Source organism: Marinimicrobium alkaliphilum (assembly GCF_003259155.1).
GTDB lineage: Bacteria > Pseudomonadota > Gammaproteobacteria > Pseudomonadales > Cellvibrionaceae > Marinimicrobium_A > Marinimicrobium_A alkaliphilum.
In genome coordinates this window covers 344173-363297 of record NZ_QGMQ01000003.1, presented here as the reverse complement: position 1 = coordinate 363297, position 19125 = coordinate 344173, and the positions used below count along the sequence as shown (strand labels likewise).

The 19125-nt window shown below is 60.6% G+C and carries 13 protein-coding genes; 9 read left to right on the top strand and 4 right to left on the bottom strand.

Features of this window, described 5'->3' with window-relative positions:
• Positions 1-252 precede the first annotated feature (252 nt).
• The gene (locus DKW72_RS07145) at positions 253-1452 is read left to right on the top strand and encodes a type 1 glutamine amidotransferase family protein (protein WP_111641644.1); all 1200 of its coding nucleotides are present in this window, start codon (positions 253-255) and stop codon (positions 1450-1452) included.
• A gap of 308 nt (positions 1453-1760) precedes the next feature.
• Here the strand turns inward: DKW72_RS07145 and DKW72_RS07140 are convergent, their stop codons facing one another.
• The 4 genes from DKW72_RS07140 to DKW72_RS07125 are packed head-to-tail and all read right to left on the bottom strand — an operon-like array spanning position 1761 to position 8168.
• Positions 1761-2747, bottom strand: coding sequence for an FAD:protein FMN transferase (locus DKW72_RS07140; protein ID WP_111641643.1), 987 nt, complete (start codon positions 2745-2747; stop codon positions 1761-1763).
• Between the two features lie 10 nt (positions 2748-2757).
• Positions 2758-4353 (bottom strand): general secretion pathway protein GspF, encoded by a 1596-nt coding sequence (locus DKW72_RS07135; protein WP_111641642.1) that lies wholly within the window; start codon positions 4351-4353, stop codon positions 2758-2760.
• Between the two features lie 44 nt (positions 4354-4397).
• Complete coding sequence (locus DKW72_RS07130; RefSeq protein ID WP_111641641.1) at positions 4398-6941, bottom strand: LamG domain-containing protein; 2544 nt, start codon at positions 6939-6941, stop codon at positions 4398-4400.
• An 18-nt stretch (positions 6942-6959) separates the two neighbouring features.
• Positions 6960-8168: a hypothetical protein gene (locus tag DKW72_RS07125; protein WP_232522343.1), complete on the bottom strand. Its 1209-nt coding sequence runs from the start codon at positions 8166-8168 to the stop codon at positions 6960-6962.
• Between the two features lie 197 nt (positions 8169-8365).
• Here DKW72_RS07125 and DKW72_RS07120 point away from each other — a divergent pair, with 197 nt between their 5' ends.
• The 8 genes from DKW72_RS07120 to DKW72_RS07085 all read left to right on the top strand — a co-directional run bounded on the left by DKW72_RS07120 (position 8366) and on the right by DKW72_RS07085 (position 19125).
• Complete coding sequence (locus DKW72_RS07120; protein ID WP_111641639.1) at positions 8366-11191, top strand: HzsA-related protein; 2826 nt, start codon at positions 8366-8368, stop codon at positions 11189-11191.
• Complete coding sequence (locus DKW72_RS07115) at positions 11191-11934, top strand: SH3 domain-containing protein (protein ID WP_111641638.1); 744 nt, start codon at positions 11191-11193, stop codon at positions 11932-11934. Before DKW72_RS07120 ends, DKW72_RS07115 begins: the two co-directional genes overlap by 1 nt.
• A complete protein-coding gene (locus DKW72_RS07110; RefSeq protein ID WP_111641637.1) occupies positions 11904-12548 on the top strand; it encodes an outer membrane beta-barrel domain-containing protein in 645 nt (214 codons plus the stop codon). The genes DKW72_RS07115 and DKW72_RS07110 overlap by 31 nt, the downstream gene beginning before the upstream one ends.
• Before the next feature lie 33 nt (positions 12549-12581).
• Positions 12582-13058 carry a TlpA family protein disulfide reductase gene (locus DKW72_RS07105; protein ID WP_111641636.1) on the top strand — a complete coding sequence of 159 codons (477 nt, stop codon included), beginning with the start codon at positions 12582-12584 and terminating at the stop codon, positions 13056-13058.
• Positions 13055-13279: a DUF4266 domain-containing protein gene (locus DKW72_RS07100; RefSeq protein WP_111641635.1), complete on the top strand. Its 225-nt coding sequence runs from the start codon at positions 13055-13057 to the stop codon at positions 13277-13279. The genes DKW72_RS07105 and DKW72_RS07100 overlap by 4 nt, the downstream gene beginning before the upstream one ends.
• A complete protein-coding gene (locus tag DKW72_RS07095) occupies positions 13266-14441 on the top strand; it encodes a DUF3570 domain-containing protein (RefSeq protein ID WP_232522342.1) in 1176 nt (391 codons plus the stop codon). Before DKW72_RS07100 ends, DKW72_RS07095 begins: the two co-directional genes overlap by 14 nt.
• 589 nt (positions 14442-15030) lie before the next feature.
• A complete protein-coding gene (locus tag DKW72_RS16575) occupies positions 15031-17031 on the top strand; it encodes an RHS repeat protein (protein WP_111641633.1) in 2001 nt (666 codons plus the stop codon).
• A 105-nt stretch (positions 17032-17136) separates the two neighbouring features.
• Positions 17137-19125 (top strand): hypothetical protein, encoded by a 1989-nt coding sequence (locus DKW72_RS07085; protein ID WP_111641632.1) that lies wholly within the window; start codon positions 17137-17139, stop codon positions 19123-19125.

The following is a 19125-nucleotide window of genomic DNA, read 5'->3' as shown; positions in this document are numbered from 1 at the left end:
ATAAACACACCCTTTAGCAACATTCGCAACTTATTGGCCGGATGCGGACGAGTTGACATGACGAGCTAAGACCCACACCATGAAATCCACGGTGCCACTCACAATGACACTCCCGGAGTTCAATAATCTCACTCGTATCCCGGAGTGTGGATCGCTTCAAGTTCAGTGTCCAAAATTGGCATCGTCTTGGAGGGCGTTCATCGCTCGTCGCCAATGGGAATATTATTCCCTATCAATAAATGAGGTTATTCGATGTCTGAAAAATATAAGAAATCTACGACTATCCGACGTTTAAGCGCGATCGCTTCCGTGCTTCTGGTGTTTTCTCTATTAGGCTGTGGCGGATCAAGTACTGAACGTGCTGAACGGCTAGAGGTTTCGTCAGAGCCTGCCTCGGAGCAGGACTGTCCTGCCGGTGGTAGCGAGCTAACCTTTGGCTATGATACCAATGCCGACGGCACGATCGACGAGCTGAGCCACGTCGAAGTGATTTGTAGCGGTGAGGCGGGGCCTGGAGGAGAAGCAGGTCAACCACTTCTGGTGGTAACCGAAGCCGCGACCTTCGATGAGTGCGCGTATGGCGGAGTGACTTACGCCTTCGGGTACGACACCGACGGCGACGGAGAGATGGACGATGCCCAGGGCGTTGAGACCGTGTGCAATGGCAGCGACGGAGAGCGTGGCTTGCCCATGCTCCTGGAGACAGCGAACGTTGGCGTGGACGTTTGCGAGAACGGAAAGGGCACGACCTACTCCTTCGGTTATGACACTGTTGATGACGGTCAAATCGATGATGTCGTCAGTGAAAAAACGATCTGCGTTGAGCTTACGTCGGAGGCTGTTGTTTCAGGCGCCAGCGTACTTTACTGGGCCGACGGTATCTCTAGCGACGCAGAGGGAGACGTCTTTCTAGCGGGGCTCGAAGTCCTTTACGGTAGCGGGTTTATCGAGCTGACGGTCGCCACGGATGGCCCGGACTTGCTCCACGAAGTGGAGAGTGGGGAATACGACGTAATTGTTCTCTTTGCACAGAGTAATCCTCTCTCTTCCAATTATCACGACCCCATAGTGGACTGGGTGGAGAACGATGGTCGGCTGATCTTCGGAACCTATACTGAGAGCTCCGATGACGGGCTCTTTGCTGCTTTAGAGACCACTGTTTCGGGGAGTGCGAACCATGACACCATCTCTTTCACTTCGCCGCGTAGCCGCTATGGGCTGTCTCCCGAATTGGCGCTCTTCACGTTGCCCTGGAATACCCACTCGCTGGGTCTTGAACCCCTGGGGGATGGTGTCTCTATCTGCCAGTTCGATGATGGCGACTCCTGTGCCGTGCTCGGCAATGAGGGGAGAACCTTGCAGGTTGGCGTGCTGAGCGATGTGTTTCCCGCCGAAGAGGGCGATCAGATTGTCGTGAATTTGCTCGCAACGTTGCTGGAATCGGGCTTCTGATTCTGGTGCGTTTTGTCGGATTACGCCCTTCGGGCTAATCCGACCTACTCGAAGCAGCGTGCCATTGTTTGCGTAGGTCGGATTAGGCGCAGCCGTAATTCGACAATAAGGCACCCAACCCAAACAGCGTGCCATTGTCCCCGTAGGTCGGATTAGGCGCAGCCGTAATCCGACAATGAGGCACCCAACCCAAACAGCGCGCCATTGTCCCCGTAGGTCGGATTAGGCGTAGCCGTAATCCGACACCTCTTCGTAATCCGATACCCACCTAATGCCGATATGGCGCACCCCATCGACCTGTCGAGGTGTTAATCCTCTGGCGGCATCAGGCCGTCGGAATAGAATACCTGGCCGCTGCGGGTAATCACCACGGCGTCGAAGTCCGGCAGGCGGTTGATCAGGGCCAGGCCGGCGTCGACACCCATAATGAACACGGCGGTGGACAGCGGGTCGGTGTCGTAGGCGCTCGGGCCGATGACGGTGGCGCTGGCGATGTCCCCGGCCGGGGTGCCGGTGTCGGGGTTGAGAATGTGGTGGATGCGTTCGCCGTCGGCGTCGATAAAGTAGCGTTCGTAATCGCCGGAGGTGGAGATGGCGGCGTCGGTCAGGGGCAGGCGGATAGCGATGGACTCGGGGTCGCGGGGATTTTTGATGCCCACCACCCAGGGGCGGTCGTGGCGCTCGCCGATCACCTGACTGTCGCCCCCGGCGCTGACACTGGCGTGCTCGATGCCCAGCGACCTAAGCGCATCCATGGCCCGCTGTACGGCGTAGCCCTTGGCGATGCCGCCCAGATCGGCGTACACCCGGGCGTCCGCGTAGTAGACCTCATGTCGCTCGACGTCGAGCCGGATCAGCCGATAGTCGATGGCGTCGCGCAGGGCCGCGAGGGTGTCCGGGTCCGGGCGTTCACCGGCGCGGTAATCGTAGAGTCGGCCCACGGAGGCGAAGGTGATGTCGAAGGCGCCATCGGTCAGTTCACTGTAGTGGGCGGCGCGGGCCAGCAGCTCGCTCAGCTCGGGGGAGATGTTCAGGGGGGCGTCGACGCTGGCTCTGGAGGCCTCGCGGTTGAGGCGGCTGAGTTGGCTGTCGTCCCGATAGGGGCTGAACTGATGATCGACCCAATGCATTTCCGCGGCCACCGCCGCCAGGGCCTCGCGTGCCAGAGTCGGGTCCGGCTGCCAGAGGTTGGCGTCGATCCGGGTGCCCATGATGTCCCATTGGCCGCTGTGCCATTCGGCCTGAACGCTCAGACTCAGCACTAACAGCAGCAGTGGCCCGAGGCGCTGGGGCATGGGTGAACTCCTAAACCGGGTTGTCGATGGTGCCCTGACAGATGGGCTGGAATGCGGTGAGCCGATCCATCATGGCCGCATTGCCCAGGCCGTGCCCGGGAAAGGCGATGGGGAATTGCCCCTGTTCGCCGTGCAGCGCCATGTAGTTGAGCGCGACCATTTCCACCAGCAGGTTGACGTTGTTGGCCACCGGTGAAGAGGCGGTTTCCACCTGCCCGTTGGGGCGCATATAGCCGATCTGTTGATGCACGACCCGCTCGGCTTCGCTGGCGCCGATGATCTGGGGCCGGCCACCGGGATTGTATACCAGAAAGAAGGACGCGGCGGTCTGCTGGCTGTCGCCGGTCCACTCGAGTTTGCCCCGCTCCTGCAACGGATCCGGACGACCGTTGCTGAACACCGAGCCGTCACTGTAGACATAAATCATCAGCGGCATCCCTTTGCGCGCAGCGTATTCCAGGCAGGCGCCCATGCAGCGCCCGGCGCGCAGGTCCCGGGCGTCGCCGGTGCGGCGCTCGCCGGTGTGGTAATCGTAGCCGCCCATGGTGATGGTGCCGGCCCCGGCGTAGCCTTCCATGACCAGCTTCATGACCGACCCGGTTTTGCGGAATTCGCCGTCCCGGTCCCATTCTTCCTGACTGAAAATACCGCTCGGACCGAGGATGTCCGGGTCCGCTTCCGGGTTGAGCGCGGCGGGGTTGCCGAAGCGCGCCGCCAGGTCGGCGCTTTTGACATAGCCGCAGCGCAACAGCTCTTTCAGGCGCGCGTCCTGGGCGGTGCCCAGGTGCGTGCGGTCGAGCTTGGCATTGCTGATGCGGTAGATGGATTCCATCACTGAGACGGTGTCCTGTTGATCCATCAGGCTCACCAGGTCGCCCACATCCACAAGACCGGTGACATCCGAGGGCCGATCCACTTTGGTGGGTCGCACTTCGTTGTTCATCCAGGCCGCGGGTGCACCGGAGTTGCCGCCCGAGTCGCTGCTGCGCGACCCGACCAGCGCCAGCAACTCGCCCCGGGCACCGGCCCGGTTGATGGCGTACATGGGGTTGTGGGGATTGTTGCCGGTGTCGTTTTCGGAGCGCGCCGGTACCACAAAGCCATTGGTGCTGCTGGCCGTACCCGCGCCGATGCGCTCGAGGATGCCGCGCAGCATATCGCTGTCGCTGTGAAACGCCAGGCCCAGATCGGTGTTGATAAAGTTCTCGCTCGAGTCTCCCGGCAGCATGTCGTTGGGCAAACCTTGCAGCGCGTAGCCGCCGGTGCTGAGCAGGTCCAGTTGACCGCCGCGCCCACCCACCAGGACATTGGAGCCGGCCATACTGGCGCCGCCCGCCAGGTCGAAGCAGATAAAGGGAATCTTGCCCGCACCGGAACCCGCGATGCCGCAGATCTGGTCGCGAATCTCGGCGACGTCATCGGACAGGGGTACGCCGCTGGCGATGGCGCTGTTGACCAGCATGCCCGACAGGCTGCTGCCCACCAACAGGGCCGAGCCCGCCTTGAAACCGTGGGCGAGCAGCTCGCGGCGCGAAACCGGACGGCTGTGTCCCTCCAGCTTGAGCGGGGCGTCCGGGTGGAGCGTGGGTCGATGTCGTTTGGCCATTGTTCAGTGCCTTCTGCGCTCTTGGTGCGGTTATCTGAATTCGATCAATGCAGCAGCATGACGGCGCTGCCCATGGCGGCGGCGCAGGCTGCTTTGGTGGCGACGCTGGTGCGTGCGACCGGGTCACAGTTGCCGGTGCATTGGGTCATGCGCTCGAGCAACTGGTGCAGTTCGTCTTCCACCGCACCGGCTTCGGGCATGTTGGGCAGGCGTTCGCCCTCGATGTCGGCCGCCAGCAGGCGGGTCAGCAGCGGGTCGATCACCCGCGCGCGTTGGGAACTCTCCGCGAGCGCCTGGGTCACCGGCTGGGAAAAATTCACCCCGGTAAAAAAGTCATCGCGCCATGCGCTGTTGTCCACCAGGGCGCTGCAGTAGGCCACTGCCAGTTGCGTGACGCCCATTTGATGGGCGGCCAAAAAGCCGTCGACGCCGGGGTTGACCGGCAATTGCTGGCGGACGTTGTTGTAGGTGCTGGCAACGCTCTCCGTGCTCGCGGGCACGCTGGTCATCCGTGCCAGGGCGGCGTTGATCGCGCCGAAGTTGCGCAGTGCCACGCGCGCCTGGGTTTCCCGGTTAGCACTCGGCTCCAGAGGTGTGGGTTCGGCTTCGACCCGGGCATAGGTGTGGCTGCCGATGCGGTCAAAGGTCAGGAAAAACTCATCCAGATCCGGCCCCTGTTGTACTTCAATCACCGTGCCCAGGCGCGACAGCGGCAGCCGCCCCTCGACCCGGTCGGCGTTGTCCAGGTGGGTGTTCAGGTTGGCGTAGGCTTGCCCGACCACCACTTCGCTGCCGTTGATGCCGATGCGCAGGCCCTGCACCGGAATGGCATTGAGCGCCGCGTCGTCGTTCAGGGTGACCACAAAGGGCTGGTTGAACAGGTAGCCGTAGTCGTCAAACTGTTGCACCTCGAACACCACGTAGGCGCCGGGATTGTTGCTGGCGTTCAGTTCGCCGTCGACAATCAGGTGCGAGATATTGAACAGCAGGTAAAAGCGCGCGCCCACGCCCACGGCGTAGTTGGCGGCGATGGCTTCCGGGCTGAGGGCGCGATCGTGCAGGGCCAGAAAACGCAGGCTGCCACGCCAGGGTTTGTTGCTCGACACTTCGTTACCCACCACTAAGGCGAACGTATCGTCCCAGTCCGCCAGGTTGCTCGCGAGCGGGTCTTCATCGCCGGTGAATTCGCCGTTGACGTACAGGCGCCGGCCGTTGACCGGGTCGAAGGTGGCGACCACATGCTGCAGGGTGGCCTGCAGGCGCTCGGCATCCGGATCGGTGCCCAGGGCCGGTAGACCGTTGCCCGAGGTGGCGCCGCTGCGGTTGAGGAAGTCGTAGTTGTACATGCTCTGGCCGAGGGTAAAGTTGCGCGCGCTGGCGCTGCCCGAATAACTGATGATGCGGGCGGTATTCATGCCGCCGTCGCCCTGAACCACGTTGTCGGGAATCACCCAGGCCTCGATGCTGTACTCGCCCGCGCTGGTCAGGCGTTGGTGCAGGCGTCGGCTGCTGCTGGTGGCGGCCTGGGCCTTGCCGTTATTGCCCCCCGCCAGATTCAGACGCAGGCCCCAGGAGCTCATCCAGCTGACATCGCCGGACAGGTTGAGATCGATATCCAGAACACCGCTGGTGTCGTAGGCGATGGCACCGCTACCGGTTTTGAATTCATAGCGCGCCACCACGTGGGTGTCGATACGTCCGCCCTCGGTGGCCACCAGGCCGTCTTCGAGGCGCAGGGCGCGGCTGACATTGAGGGCCGGGTCCACCTGGGTTTCCGGGATGCCGTCGGCGAGCGCCGCAATGGCATTGGTCATGGCGCTGGCGCTGGCGGCGCAGTCGTCGTCCCAGCAGCCGTGGGCTTCATCGGCCAAACGGCGCACCAGGCGGGATTGCGCCGGGGCATCCAGACGCATGCGGCTGCGCGCGGCCTCGTAGGCGGTGTCGATGGCGCTGCTGCCGATAAACGGCTGTTGGCGCGCGGGCGCGGAGGGGCTGTGGCACTCGGCGCAGTGTTGGCTGAGCAAGGGGTAAACGGTGCCGGCAAAGGCGGTGTCCGCCGGGTTGGCGGGGAAAACCCGGCTGGCGCCCACCTGGCGTTCGGGCGGGGCCTCGAACACCAGGGGCGTGGCTTCGCTGCCCGCGACATCGGCCCAGGCGGCGATATAGCCGGTGATGATGTCGGCGCAGGCCTGGGGGCTGGCGAGCCAGCAGTTGTGGCCTCCGGCGACCCGGGTGACCAGTAAGGATTCCGCTGGGGCGCTCAGGTTCACCAGGCTCAGCGCTTCCTGATAGGCCAGGTTGATGTCGTCGCCCCGGGCGAAGCGCGGCGCCTGGCCATCGGCGGTGTGGCAGCTGCCACAGCGGGCGGGCGTGGCCAGACCGATCCAGACTTCGCGCTGGAAGGCGAGCACGTCTTCGGTCTGGGCGGAGACGCTGCCGGTGTAGGCGAAGATGGTGTCGTCGGGGCTGCGGCTGTCGGGGTTTTCCCGCACCGGTGCGCCACTGTCAGAGCCGCAGGCGACCAGCAGGGTGATCAGCACGGTAGCCGTGGTCAGGCGCCAGGCGTTCACAAGGGGTGTGTGAGTCATGGTTGACGGTCCTCGGGCCTAGGGCGCGGTGCAGTAGCTGGCGGTGTCGATAAACACCGGCTGCAGGTTGTAGGCGTCGCTGCCGTGCATAAAGCGCTCGGTGGTTTCACCCAGCAGGGACCGGTCAGCGCTGCTTTCGGGGGCACGGGCGCACACGCTGCGGAACACCTTTTCCACCTGACAGGCGGCAAAGGCTTCGCTGTGCGCCAGCTCCATGGCCATGCTGCGCGCGCCCTCGCCGCTGCCGGGCAGCGCCGGGTCCCAACCCAGGTTGGCGTTCATGCCCGAGCGCCAGTAGTTGTCCCAGCGATCGTCGGTGATGACATAGCCCGGCGCAAAGGTCGTGCTGTTGATGCGGTGTTTGGGCGTGACCCGGGAACCGGTGTCAGGGTCCTCATGGCCCTCAGGGTTATAGATGATGTGACCGCGCGCGCCCTCCGGGTCGGCATCGCTGTCATAGATCCAGTCGTAGTAGGCGAAGGCCTGGGCCATGGGATCCATGCCTGTGTGGCAGCCGGCACAGTTGTTGTTGAACACCCGGCTGTCGCCCCCCGGACTGCGACTGACATCCTGGCGGATCCGGTCCGGTGGCAGGCTGTTGTCGTGCACCTGTTCCAGGTCCCGACACAGGTGGCTCATCAGCGTGAAGCGGAACATGGCGCGGTTGGTGCCGGCAAAAAAGAACGCCCGGGCGCCGGCCCGACTGGTCAGGACTCCGGACGACGCGTAGGACGGCAGCCCGGTCAGGCTCGACTGGGTTTGCGGCTCCAGGGTGTCACGCAGACTGTGGTCGCTGGCTTCGAGTGCGGCGTAGTGATCGTTGTTGTGAATGGAATAGGCCGGCAGCCCGGGGGCGTTGCTGGTGTAGAGGATGTCGTCGTACAGGAGTGTGCGCAGGTCGGTGCCGTCGCGCACCATACCGATAAAGGTCGCGGTGTAGTCATTCAGGGGCGCAAACACATCCTGATCCCGGTTGGTCCAGGGTGTGGCCATGTTTTTCAGGGTCACCCGATAAAAATTTTCGTCTTCCATTGCGGTGCGCACGGCGTCGGCGACCCGCCCGTCGTCGATGGCGTCGGCCATGGTCAGCAACGTCTCGGTGCTCGGGGGCACACCGGCAATGCGGTTGTGAATTTGCAGGGCCTGGGTGCGTGCATCGGCATGGCTCAGTCCTGACGCGCACAGGGTGGCTGAAAGCAGGAGCGCCGGGGTTATTATTCGTTTCACGTTAGCTCCGGTCATGGGGGCTGTGGGATGGCGCTATTTTCCAACGCTCTTCACACGGATTCTGTGCGCTTGTCCCCAGTTGTGGATTTTTTTTGTCAACTCAGTCACAAATTCGGCGATCGGTTGGGAACCGGTGGAGATTAGCGACGCAATTCGCCGCACAATAGCTCGCGACCACTACCGAGAATGCCAATAACATGTTCCTGCGCATCGCCGCCTTTTCATTGCCTCGCGTTACCCCGGCCCGCCGTGCGCCGGTGGCGTTGCTGTGCGCTCTGTTGTCGGGGTGTGGTGCCGGTGGTGGCGGCAGCCAGTCCCCGGATCCGGTGGTGCTGGATGTGCCGGTGGCCTATATCAGTCGGGCGCGGGTGATTGAGGTCGATGGCGAGCTACAGGAATTTCCGCCACCGGCGCTGCTCGAACCCACGGCGTTCAATCCCGGCGCTGTCCTTTATTTAAAAGACCGGGCAACACCCACCGCCGCCAGCGTCAACTTGAGTGCGCGCATCTTTGAAGAGAACGCGCTCCACGATGTGCGCGACCTGAGTGTCCATCCGGACGGCACCCGTCTGCTGTTTGCCGTGCGCGCCCCCGAGTTGCCCAACACCCAGGACCGGGATCAGCCCACCTGGAACATCTGGGTCTACGACCGGCGCGACGACAGCCTGCGCCGGGTGATCCGCTCGGATATCGTGGCCGAGGCAGGGCAGGATCTGGCGCCGCGTTACCTGCCCGACGGTCGCATTCTGTTCATCTCCACGCGCCAGAGCCGCAGCCGGGCGATTCTGCTCGACGACAACAAACCCCAGTTTGCCGCCCTCGCCGAAGACCGGCGCGACCCGGCGCTGCTGTTACATGTGATGGACGACGACGGCACAGGGATCGAACAGATCGGTTTTAATCAGAGCCACGAGTTACAGCCGGTGGTGTTGGCCAACGGTCGCATCCTGTTCAGCCGGTGGGACCGGTCCGGCAACCGCAATCACCTGAGTTTTTACACGCTCAACCCGGATGGCACAGACCTGCAGCCTCATTACGGTTACCGCAGCCTGAACGGCGGCAATGCCCCAACACTTTACCGTCCCGAACCGCTGGACGACGGCCGCCTGCTGGCGGTGCTGCGTCCGCGTACCAATGCCCAGGGTGGCGTGCTGGTGGCGGTGGACGCTGAACGTTTTACCGATGAGGGCATACCGGTCGCCGATCGCGCCGGTGCTGACGAGCCCTCCCGGGTAGCGCTGCTGAGTGGCGCGCCGGTGACTGAGTTTCCGGACTTTTCCGCGCTCGCCACCGAAGGCTGGTACGCCCATGCCTTTCCCATGACCGACGGCAGCGGGCGCCTGCTGGTGAGCTGGAGTCCGTGTCGGTTGCAGGACCCGGAGACAGAGCAACTGCTGCCCTGCACCCCGGCCAATCAGGCCCGTGATGATCTCCGGCCCGCGCCCCCGCTGTACGGCTTGTGGGTATACGACCCGCGCACCCGCACCCAGCAGCCGCTGGTGGTGCCCGAGGAAGGTCGCCTGTATACGGAAGCGGTGACGCTGGCTGAGGCCCCTTTCCCCTGCCCCTACCCGGCGGCCCAGTGCCCGGCGCCCGAGCGCCACCCGGACTGGCATACCCAGGGTGTGGGGGTGCTGCATATTCGCAGTGTCTATGATCGCGACGGCGAGGACACCGCGCCGGGCGGGATTGCGGCGCTTGCCGACCCGGCCCAGACGCCCCCCGCCGAGCGCCCGGTACACTTTCTGCGTCTGATCAAGCCGGTCTCCATACCCGATCGCGACACCCTGGCGTTCGACAACAGCGCCTTTGGCGTCAGCGCCCAGCAGGGCATGCGCGAAATTCTGGGCTATGTACCGGTACACCCGGACGGCTCGGTGATGGCCCGGGTACCGGCAGATCGGGCCTTTACCTTCGAGCTGGTGGATGCCCGGGGGCGGCGCCTCGATGACCGTTTCCCCCGGCACCCGAGCTGGCTGCAACTGCGCCCGGGTGAGCAGCGCAACTGCCAGGGTTGCCACAATCCGGCCAGCCAGTTGCCCCACGGCCGCATGGAGGCTGAACCCTATCCGGCCTACGCCGGGGCTCTGGGCGGTTTTGCCAATACCTTGCGGGAAGACGCCTTCGGCACGCCGGAGTGGCCGGACAGCGGCGAAACCATGGCCGCGTTCGATGCCCGGGTCAGTGTCACCTGTACCGACGCCGCCGATCCCGGCAGCTGCCAGCCCCGCGGTCCCGCCGCACCCCGGGTGGATCTGGTGTTCGACGACGTCTGGACCGATCCCGCCGCCGCAACACCGGGCGCAAGCTTCGCCTTGCGCTACCAGTCCCTGGCCGATGACGACTACCGGGACTGGGAAGCGGCTGATGACGACGGCGACCCGCCGGTGCTGAGCGTCACTGAATTGCCCGCCCTCGTTTCCGAGGATTGCCAGCTGGACAGGAGTCCCCAATGCCGCACGGTGATCAACTACCCCTGGCATATCCAGCCCCTGTGGGAGCGGCCGCGCTACCTCACCGAGTTGGTTGATGGCGAACGCGTACTGGTGCTCGATGACAACGATCAGCCGGTCAATCGCACCTGTGTCACCTGCCACAGCCGCGCCGACGCCGAGGGTCAGCCCCAGGTGCCGGCCGCGTCTTTGGAGCTGACCGACACCCCGGGTAATCAGGGCCGGACGACCAGCTACGGCCATCTTCTGAGTGCGCGCCTGGAACTGATTCTGGAGGAGGGTTCCCTGCTCCCCCGGCAGGTGGAAACCGGCGAGTTCCAGTGTGCGCAGCCGGGCCTGGAGCTGGATGACCCCGAGTGTGAACTCGAACCGGTTTTGGCACCGGTCACCCTGCCCGCACCGGCCACCGTCGCCGGGGCTTTTCGCAGTGGCCGGTTTTTCGATCGCTTTGTCGAGGGTGGCTCCCATCAGGATTTTCTGAATGCCCACGAATTGCGCTTGATCAGCGAGTGGCTCGACCTGGGTGGCCAGTACTTCAATAACCCGTTTGATGCGGTGGACCAGGATTGATGGCGCCGACCCTAAAGCGCGCCTGGTGGTGCGGGTGTCTGCTTCTGCTGATCGGGTGGTCGTCCGCGGCTTCGGCCCTGACGGTGACGGTGGACGCGGCCTATATCGAGCTGCACGCCGGTCCCGGGCGCGGTTACCCGGTGTTCTACGCCCTGGAGCGGGGCGAACAGGCCGAGCTGCTTAAACACCGCACCGGCTGGGTCAAGGTGGACACCCGGCGCGGCGGTCAGGGCTGGATTCGCGCGGCGGATCTGGCGCACACGCTGACCGCGGAAGGCCAGACGCCGGTGCTCCCGAGCGCCCGGCGGGACGACTATCTGAACCGACGCTGGGAATTTGGTGCTGCCATTGGGGATTTCGCCGGTGCCGACGCCTTGGGTGTCAGCCTCGGCTACCGGATGACGCCACACCTGGCCGCGGAGCTGCGCGTGTCCCAGAACACCGGAGCCTTTTCCGATAGCCAGTTGTACGGTCTGCGGCTGTTGCACCAGCCCTTCCCCGCCTGGCGGGTGTCGCCCTACCTGGCGGTGGGCGGCGGCGAGGCGCGGATTCGCCCGCACGGCATTCTGGTGCAGGGGGAAGATCGTCAGAACAATTATCTGGAAGCGGGCTTGGGCGCTTATGTGTATCTCAGCCAACGTTTTTTCATGCGCGCGGAATACCGCAATCAGGTGATTCTGACCCGGCGCGACAGTAACGAAGAGGTGAACGAATGGGTTCTCGGGTTCAACGTCTTTTTCTAGCGCTGCTGCTGGCCTTGGCCTTTCCCTTGCCTCTGGCTGCGCAGGCGCAAGATCCGCTTGGCCGGGTGATCACCCCGGACCTGGAGCGGCGCGAGCTCACCGAGGCCAACCTCGACGAGGAGCGTTTTGAGCTGGGCGTCTACTATGGCCTGCTCAGCATCGAGGATTTTGGCAGCAATCCGGTGGCGGGGGTCATGCTCGCCTATCACATCACCGAGGACTTTTTCTTCGAGGCCAACTACGCCCAGAGCAAAGCCCAGGAAACCAGCTATGAGCTGCTCAGCGGTGCGGTTGAACTGCTGACCGAAGACGAACGCGACTACCGTTACTACTCGCTGGCGCTGGGCTACAAACTCCTGCCCGGCCAGATGTACCTGGGGGATCGTCGGGCGCTGAACACCCATGTCTACCTGATCGCGGGCGCGGGTAATACACAGTTTGCCGAGCAGACTTACTTTACCTACACCCTGGGCGCCGGCTTTCGCCTCTACGCTCTGGACTGGCTGGCGCTCGACCTGGGTATGCGCGGTCACAGCTTTCGCCACGAACTTTTGGGGGTGAGCAAGACCGCCAACAACCTCGAAGCCCGCGTGGGCCTGAATGTATTTTTTTAATCGGAACTGAAAATGAAACCAGAGGCAAACCCTATGACCCGATTACTGACAACACTGCTACTGAGCTTCGGTCTGGCGTTGAGCGCTCATGCCACCGAAGCGCCCGACTTCACCCTGAAAAGTGCCAGCGGCGAAAACCTGCGCCTGGCGGAACAGCGCGGCCAGGTGGTGATGATCAACTTCTGGGCCTCCTGGTGCCCGCCCTGCCTGCAGGAAATGCCGTTACTGGACGAGATTTACCAGCGCTACCAGCCCGCCGGTTTCAATCTCCTGGGCATCAATGTTGAACAGGACACCGCCGCTGCCGAAGCGCTGTTGGAGGAACTCGGCGTGAGCTTCCCGATCCTGTTCGATCCGGACAATCAGGTCAGCCGTGACTATCAGGTGCAGGCCATGCCCACCACCGTGCTGGTGGATAAAAACGGCGTGGTGCGCTACGTCAATCGCGGCTATCAGCCCGGGGATGAAGACAAGTACCGGGCCCAGGTGCGGGAGCTGATTCGCGAATGAAAACCCTGAAGTGCCTGGCCCTGATGCTGATGCTGACACTCGCCAGCGGTTGTGCCCTGCAACCCTGGGTACAGCCCTACGAGCGCGCGCACCTGGCGGATCCGATCATGAGTTTTGATCGGGACCCGGTGGCCAGCAGCTTCCTGCATCACGTCTACGATGCCCGGGAGAGTGCGCGCGGTGCCGACGGCAGCGCCGGAGGTGGCTGTGGCTGCAACTGAGCGCCGCTGGCGCCGCCTCGCCGCTGTGTTACTGGTGCTGGCCGCGCCGGTGACGGCCACGGTCCTGCCCGACGAGCGGGTGGATATTCTCTATCACAGCTATGAAGGCGGCGGCACCACCATCGATGGGCCCTCGGTTCTGGTGCGCAAAAACCTGGGCAGCTCCGTGTCCGTGTCCGGCAAATACTATGTCGATGCCATCAGCGGCGCTTCCCTGGATGTGCGCGCCGCCGGCGTGACGACGGATGTGGAGTCCGGGGCCTCGGTCTACAGCGAAAAACGCACCGAGTACAACCTGGGCATAGACTACCTGCACGACCGCACCCTGCTCAGCGCCGGCTGGGCGCGCAGCAGCGAAAACGACTACGAAGCGCGCTCCTGGAGCCTCGGTGTCAGCCAGACGTTCTTCGGGGACCTCAGTACCCTGGCGCTCAATGTCAGCTTTGGCGATGATGTCATCACGCGCAACGACGACCCGGATTTTGACGCGCGGGAAATGCAGCGCCGCCGCTACGGACTCACCTTCACCCAGGTGCTTACCCCCCGGTTGATCGCCGCCCTGAGTGTCGAAACCGCCCTCGACGAAGGTTTTATCAACAACCCCTATCGCAGCGTGCGCTACTGCGCCGACCTCGAATGCAGTCAGTTCAACTACCAGAGCGAAGTGTATCCGGGCACCCGCAACAGCGATGCCTTTGGCCTGCGCGCCATCTACTACCTGCCCTACCGCGCCGCCCTGCGCGGCGAGTACCGCTACTTTGAAGACAACTGGGGCGTGAGCGCCCACAACGGCGAACTGCGTTACACCCACCCCTTCGACCCGGGTTGGCTGGTGGAGGTCAAATACCGCCAATACCGCCAGAGCGGCGCCAACTTCTTCCAGGACCTCTTCCCCTACCGGGACGCCCAGAACTACATGGCCCGGGATAAAGAGATGGGCCCCTTCAGCTCCCACACTGTCGGTCTGGGCACCAGCTACCAACTGCCCCAAGGATTTGTCCCGGGCTTCAGCCGCAGCTCAGTCAACCTCTACTGGGACTACATCCTCTTCGACTACGATGACTTTCGCGACGTCACCGCCGAAGGCTACGCCGTCGGCGAAGAACCCCTCTACAGCTTCAGCGCCAACGTCATCCGCCTCTACCTCTCCTTCTGGTTCTGACCCCAATGGGGTCAGAGTCAATTGATCTAGGCAGGGCAGCTGTGGTCGTGCCGATTGGCTTACCGAACAGGTTTCGAGTCAATGGGCAATTCTCCAGTGGCATCGTTGAAGATTTCAGCGCCAGAGCGAAACTGAGCACCAAAAGCCCGATGGTTTAAGAACGTATTATGCTCATGCTACTAAAATCGCGCAATATCAAATACTTGTGAACTTTCTACACGAAAAGTTGAATAAAATTTTTCTAACGAGGCAAAATTTAATGAATTTTTTCTAGACATACGTTGGCAGTTCTTGCATATTTTGTTTTGGAGCACTAATAAACTAATTGCTAAGCCGTACCTCGTTTGAAGATGTAGCGCGTGGGGTTCGAAATCCGAAAAACCTGGCAATGATAAATAGCAACTAAGAAAACAGAGGATTTTTTCTTGCAGCGCCGCATGGAAGCGAAGGGATTCCGCATGTCGAAGTACTCCGCATTCTCCTTCCAGTTCTTCTTGCTTTTAAGTTGCTTCTTCAGCAACCGGTTGTTTGCGCGCGTATCAACGTAATGATCAGTGTAGATAGAGCGCTGAAATATGGAAATTGAGTTATGAAATCCAGAAAAAGAATGGGCCTTGGTAGATTTTTGGCTGCAATAGTTATGGTTCTGCTGGCCGGGCAAACCTCAGCGTTAACAGTTCCCGCCAATAGTAGCGACGTCAGCTTCACCATTAGTCTGCCGAGTACGAGCGGTCACTATTCTACTTGGCAAGTAGAGCAAAAAAGGGGCGTTTCAGGCAACTGGACGAGCCTCGGCACTAGGTCTCCAGGTTCACACACTATTACCGTAAGCGCGAGCGGCGATTACTACTATCGTGCTCGTGGCTACAACCCCAGATTTAGCATGCACGGTTCACCTCCTGGCCCTATTTACGGAAACTGGGTCGAGAGAGGGCCGGTCCGGGTGAACCTCCTGGTTGCGCCAGGCAGGCCAAGTTATGTGGCTGGCAGTGACGGCACTACTAGCAACAACGGCAGCTATAACGTCAACTGGGGCACCGGCAGCGGAGATGTCGATTACTACAGATGGCGGGAAAACAACGGAAGTTGGCGCAATACCGGCACCACGCGCAATACAGGAACACTGAACCGTAGCAATGGCAGTTATACGTACAATGTACAAGCCTGTAACTCTGTTGGCTGTTCAAGCAGCAGAAGTGTGACCATCACGGTAAACATCCCACCGCCGGGTGTGCCCAGCTCCATCTCGAGTAGTGTGGGCAGTAACAGCTACGATGGCAGCTATCGAATCAGTTGGGGTACGTCCAGCGGCAATGTGGGTCATTACCGGTGGAGGGAAAACGGCGGAAGCTGGCAGAACACCGGTACTGGGCGGAATACGCCAATGCTGACTCGCAACAACGGGACCTACACCTACAACGTTCAGGCGTGCAATTCGATTGGCTGCTCCAGCAGCAGGAGTATGACTGTCGTGGTCAATAGGGATGTTAACCCCACGATCAGCCGCTCGACCGCCACGTCCAACAATGGCAATTACAGCCTTTCGTGGACGGCGGGCCAAATCAGCGGCAAAAGCGGTGAAGCCGTGTGGGTTCATGAGAGTGGCACGTCAACGCCTATTCTGGTGTATGGGCGAAACTCCAGTGGTTCAATAGTAGCCAATACCAATCCTCTAACCCGATCAAAAACTAATGATGGCAGTTGGACTTACTCTGTTACCAGCTGTGTCAACACGGGTTTCATTACCCAGGGCACGGCACCCGCGTATGGTACTGGAACCTGTAAAACCAGTAGTTCCACAACTGTCACGGTGGCCCGACCACCGGGCATTCCCAGTTCCATCTCTAGCAGCGACGGCAGTAACAGCTATAGCGGCAGCTATACCATCAGTTGGGGTGCATCCAGCGGCAATGTTGGACATTACCGCTGGCGGGAAAACGGCGGCAGTTGGCAGAACATGGGTACGAACCGGAATACATCAACACTGACCCGCAACGATGGCACCTACACGTACAACGTCCAGGCGTGCAACTCTATTGGTTGCTCCAGTAGCAGAAGTATGACCGTCACTGTCGAGAGAAACATACCACCTACTATAGATAGCTCTGTGGAAACGTCTACCAGTGGCAACTTCAACTTGACCTGGACAGCCGGGAAGATCAATGGCCGCACCGGTACCGCTGTCTGGATTGTCGAAAGCGGTACTCCGGTCTTAGTGCTTGGCAATGGTTCACAGCCAGTGAATGTTAACCCATTAGCGCGATCTAAAGACTCCTCTGGCAGTTGGGCATACTATGTCCTTAGCTGCGTAGGAAGTACGTTCGTCACGCAAGGTACCGTGCCGGTGTACAACAGCGGTACCTGTGAAGCTAGCAACTCGATTACAGTGACCGTAGATGCGACTCCGCCCATCGACTACTCGGCGCCTAGCTACGGGTCCCCGTTTCCGCCAGATGCGGATGGCGATATGGATGAGTTTGAGTATGACGCTTTAGGACGCTTAAGAAAGGTGCGCCTGAGTGATGGTAATGAAATCCGGTACCACTACGATAAAGCGGGTAACAGAAGGCTCGTCGAAGGCGCCGAGTAGTCAGTATGGAGCTTACAAAACGGCATAATTTTTTGGTCGAGTTTCGTGGTATTACAGTATTCGAAAAAATTGCGATGCCAAAAAGAAGATATTGGAGAGTTAAATATGCCTATTGCCCACATTGTGAAGAAGCTGCGCCTATTTGCCGTAGGAGCAGTCTATATTGGTGAGAGTATGGCTCAGTCTGAGTGGCTTGTTGCGCCGCCTTACAACGTACAAAACGAGCATGGGGTAAACATGGTAACCGGCCAGGTTCAGCTTACCCATCCCGGAGTCAGCATTGGTGGTGACATGGGGCTAAGTCACAGTATTTCCATGCATGAAAACCAGTGGGTTGGGTATGAGATTGGACAAATCTGGGGGCCATTAAGCAACTTTCATGGGAAGCTGTTTTACACCCAGTCCCCCATGAACACTTACTGGATAGTCGTTTCTGATGGAGTCTCCACACAAACCTTCGATACACAAATCAGCACGACACAGAGCGACGCCTTTGACCAGTTGCCCGTGACCGACTCCGAAGGGTATTTCAAGCCAGTGGGACATCCAGGGCATCGTTTGCGGTTCGAGTCAAGCTGGGGCGGGGTCGTTATGACCAAGCCCGATGGCACCAGGGTAGTTTACAAGACCAATGGAGAGTTCAAATGGCACAATCGCTTGGAAATGGCGGAAATACATTATCCCAACGGTAAGATTGTAGAAGTCCACAAGGACGGGGGTTCCACCGACGTCATAGCCAGCGTGACAACCAATACAGGCTTCCAGCTCAAGTATTACTATGTGATTGATCATGCCTCCGGTTTGAGCGATACGGGCAGCAGTAGTGACGTTCCCAGTGATACCGCTGCTTGGACAGGTTCGACTCCGCGCTATGTCAAGGCCATCAATAACGCCGTTGAGCATTGCTCAGCGGCCCGGGGCGAGCAATCCGGCGCAGCGGAGTGCAGCCTTCATGACTGGCCCAAAGTGGAATACCTCTGGCCAACAGGTATGCCGCGTAGAATGTATCGCCAGGAAGCCACGTTCAGTGTTATTGAGCCCAATGGAAAGAGAACAGACTACGTCCACCGGCCCTTCGACATGGCCATTCAGGAGCCCGACGGCACCTATGCTGGCTATAGCCCCGGTCAAAGAAAGTTGCCGCGCCTTGTAGAAATATGGAATGGCAATACCGGGACAAAAGAATTCCGGTACCGATATGAGAACAAGTACATTCCCAGGCAGTTTCCCGGTCTCGGGTTGGGGCCCAATACCTACTATGTACCTACAAACTACGCGATGCTTATTGGTTCAAGCGCTTTTGGCGCCGCAAACGACTCGATGACAACTGGAAACACATATAACATACGGCAAGAAAGGCGCGGATCGCATGGTCAGCTTGAAGCAATATTGAATATTAACGGCGGTTATAGATCGGTTGGAGAGGTCAAGCTCAACCCCGGATCCAACGCTCTTATGAGCGTAAAGGCCTGGAACTACCACGCGGGCTTCAGTGGCGATCAAGCCACATTGTTAGAACAATTCCATGACCTCTCCAACGGCGTTGTTTCCGTTTTTGAGCACGATGATCGTGGAAACATCACCTCCATCACCGCCCAAGGCGGAACCCGAACAGCGAAATACCCAAATAGCTGCAACAGCAGCAACGAAAAATACTGCAACAAGCCGGAATGGACCGAGGACGCTAAAGGCAACCGGACGGACTACACCTATCACCCACAATCCGGCCAGTTGGCAACAGTCACCGGCCCGGCCAACTCTGCTGGCATTCGCCCGCAAACGCGCTTCAGGTACGAGCAGAGGTTTGCCAACTACTACTCTCCATCCGGTACCAAGTCGATTGCTGAAAACGGGATTTGGATGAAAGTGGAAGAGAGCTACTGTACCAACAGCCAGGCCGCCGGAGATGGCTGCTCCGGTAATGATGAGGTTGTCACTCGTTATGAGTACGAACACGACAACCTTCTGTTGACCGGCGTAACGGTGACATCCGAACAGGATAATAGAACCCTGCGCACCTGCTATCAATATGACATTTACGGAAATCAAATCGGTGAAACTGCGCCCAATGCCAACCTGACCAGTTGCCCGTAA